Genomic DNA, 3,031 nt, shown 5'->3' on the forward strand with positions numbered 1-3,031 from the left:
ATGTACGGTTCTGAATGGGAGGGGGTGAAGGCGACTTCACTCTCGACCCCTAATCTGACAGAAACCCGGTTTCTTAGAGTCAGTTTTAGTCTTTCTGGATTTCTAGGTTGGCGAAGTGTTTTTGTAAGAGGCGATCGGTGCATTTATTTAGGGAGTAAAAATCAGGTTTTATAGTGGTAAAATTAGGATAAGGTAAACAGTAGCTTCAACGCCAAAAAGATTCATACCCTTTCTTTAATTTTTCTGTGCCATCTCGCTAAATTATACTTCCATGAGCCATAATAAATCGCTCGAAATCCCATAACATTACTTGTTCAAACGATTGTCTAAATCGCTCTTTTTCATTGGTGGCAATCCGTTCCATGATTGATAGACTTAATTGTTTATATACTCCCAGCAGTCTAGCTGAAAATTGTGTCATAATTGGAAATGTTTCATCAAAGTGCAATTCTGTATCTGTCAAAATCAGAGTGCGACTTGCAGAATGAAAAACACACATTCATTAAGTGAATCAATTCCCGTTAAGCCCCAAACTCTTAAACCATCGAATAAGACAAAGTATAATCCAGGTAATAACTCACCTCGATCGCCCCTGATGGTCTGGTCAATCGGTAAATCTGGTTTTTTAATGGCTAAACCAGGGGCAGCCCCAAAGGTTGCCTGGGGATAAATAGATTTGAAATTAGCTGCAAATAAATAATGATAAAGGTTAGGGGCAATAATATACTTGACAACTCCCAGTTGACCTAGCTGGCTGACAAGTCTGTCGCTAGATTGAATTGGAGAAATTACCGCGAGTTCTCGATTAGCCAATCGAATAACCGTCATCCTGTTCCGACACTGAGTCCCAAATATCGGAAGGTCTATTCTGCAACCCAAACATCTATATCAACTTCTTTTAGCATGGTTTTGGTGAGTAGTTTGATGGCTAGGTTTAATGGTAGGAGCTTATGGTTTTAAAAACAACTTTGTCGATCGCATCTGAGTTAAGATATTTTGACGCGCGCGATACTCCTGTTTAGAGAATGATCGCCCCCTCGGTTGATTGTGCAGCCACTCCAACCCCTGCCGCACCTCTTGACGAAATTCCGTCACTTCTTGGCGCAACCCCTCTAGGCGTTCCTCTAGGGTTTGTAACAAGTCGCTGATGGTGGTTTCCATTACCCCCAACCGTTCACAGACTTCCGCAAAACCAGAATCAATACTATGGGAAACATCCCGAAAAAACTCCTCCTGCTGGGTGACGTTTCTCCTTTTACAGGCTGCCATGTTGAGGCGGATGAAGATATCACCCCATTCTGTATCGGTGAGGTTGCCTTGTTGGGTGAGTTGGTATTCTTCGGGGGTGAGGAATTGGTCGAGTTGGGCTTCTCGTAGTTCAGGGTAACGTTGCTGGGTGAGTTCCTGTTGGGCGATCGCTAAACCCACCCATATATCTCGCCTAATTCAATTAGTGATTTCCCTGGGCAAAAATACCCTACAACCGAACACCTAAGCCTCATCAATATGGTAGTAGCTTAGGGGTGGCTGCCATCGCCTTTTGGTGTCACCAACAACAACAATTATAGCCCAGTTTCCCGCAACCGGGTTATAGCAGAGCCATGTCCGATGCTCAGGGATTGAATGCTAATTTCACCGGTTCATCGTGCCAAGTTTTGCAACCACTGGAGGAGATGGGCAATCAAATCGGGGTCGCTTTCTAGGAATTGCGGTAATCGGCACTCGGGGAGGCGTTGGGGGACAATCACCGCCATGGGGGGATGGCTAAAGCGGGCGAGTTTATTGAGTACCGCGATATCAAAGCCTTGGGGGGGTGGGTCGGTGGGTTCTTCGTAGAGGATGAGGGCAATTGGATGGTCGCTGAGGTCATCCTCGCAGTAGGCTTGTAATTCGGCAATGGTACGGGGTTTACCGTCGGGACTGGGGGGACATCCGGCTTTTTTCAAGGTGGTGTAGATTTGCAAGGCGGGGTTACTAGGGTCGCTGAAGCGGCTGCCATCGATGCAAATGGCTTGGCAGTTGACGGGGTGGGTTTGGATGGCTTGGTTGAGGATTTGGGGGACAAGGGCGAGGTTACACTGTTGAATAAAGGGGGTGTTGTCTTCCACTTCGGGATGAGGGGTGGTGGGGAGATTGTGCCAGGGTTGATAAAATTCGGGATAGGGGAGGTTTTCGGCACAGTTGCAGATGAGTTTGTAGGATGCCTTGAATAGGTCAAAGTTGTTTTCGTAAACTTCATCGCTGAGGCAGTCTTTTAAGGCGGAGACGACTCCTGCATATTCTTCCGGTGTGGCGAGGATTTTCCCTAAACTCCATGCTGCCAGCCTACGGATATCTTCATCCTCAGTAGTGCGGATAATTTCGAGCAACCCAGCGATCGCCTCTGGATTTCCTGGGTCGATTTCCTCTAAACTATCTACCGCCAAGCTACGGGTACTTTCATTCTCAGTGGTGCGGATAATTTCAACCAACCCAGCGATCGCATCAGGGTTTCCCTGTCCGATTTCCTCTAAACTCCATGCTGCCCGCCAACGAGTCAATTTATCCTCAGTGGTGCGGATAACTTGGAGCAAACCAGCGATCGCATCAGGATTTCCCTGTCCGATTTTCCCTAAACTCTCTACTGCCTCCCTACGGGTCTTTTCATCCTCAGTCGTGCGGATAACTTGGAGCAAACCAGCGATCGCATCAGGATTTCCTTGTCCGATTTCCCCTAAACTATATGCCACCAGACCACGGGTATCTTGATCCTCAGTGGTGCGGATAATTTCAAGCAACCCAGCGATCGCATCAGGGTTTCCCGGGTCGATTTCCCCTAAACTATATGCCACCAGACCACGGGTATCTTGATCCTCAGTGGTGCGGATAATTTCAAGCAACCCAGCGATCGCATCAGGGTTTCCCGGGTCGATTTTCCCTAAACTCTCTGCGGCCAGCCAACGGGTATTTTCATTCTCAGTGGTGCGGATAATTTCGAGCAAACCAGCGATCGCATCAGGATTTCCTTGTCCGATTTTCCATAAACTTTCTA

4 protein-coding genes are annotated in these 3,031 nt (G+C 47.4%); all 4 read right to left on the reverse strand.

Features of this window, described 5'->3' with window-relative positions:
• Positions 1-256: 256 nt before the first annotated feature.
• Positions 257-463: a hypothetical protein gene (locus tag P5683_RS23795; protein ID WP_035759200.1), complete on the reverse strand. Its 207-nt coding sequence runs from the start codon at positions 461-463 to the stop codon at positions 257-259.
• Positions 464-465: 2 nt separating this feature from the next.
• Entirely contained in the window at positions 466-879 is a 414-nt protein-coding gene (locus P5683_RS23800) for a DUF4336 domain-containing protein (RefSeq protein ID WP_228116391.1), read from the reverse strand.
• A gap of 69 nt (positions 880-948) precedes the next feature.
• Positions 949-1,428 carry a hypothetical protein gene (locus P5683_RS23805; RefSeq protein ID WP_006623783.1) on the reverse strand — a complete coding sequence of 160 codons (480 nt, stop codon included), beginning with the start codon at positions 1,426-1,428 and terminating at the stop codon, positions 949-951.
• Positions 1,429-1,640: 212 nt separating this feature from the next.
• On the reverse strand, positions 1,641-3,031 hold a 1,391-nt coding region (locus tag P5683_RS23810; protein ID WP_315669494.1), incomplete at its 5' end, for a HEAT repeat domain-containing protein.

Origin of the sequence: Limnospira sp. PMC 1279.21, from assembly GCF_032349615.1 — a bacterium.
GTDB lineage: Bacteria > Cyanobacteriota > Cyanobacteriia > Cyanobacteriales > Microcoleaceae > Limnospira > Limnospira fusiformis.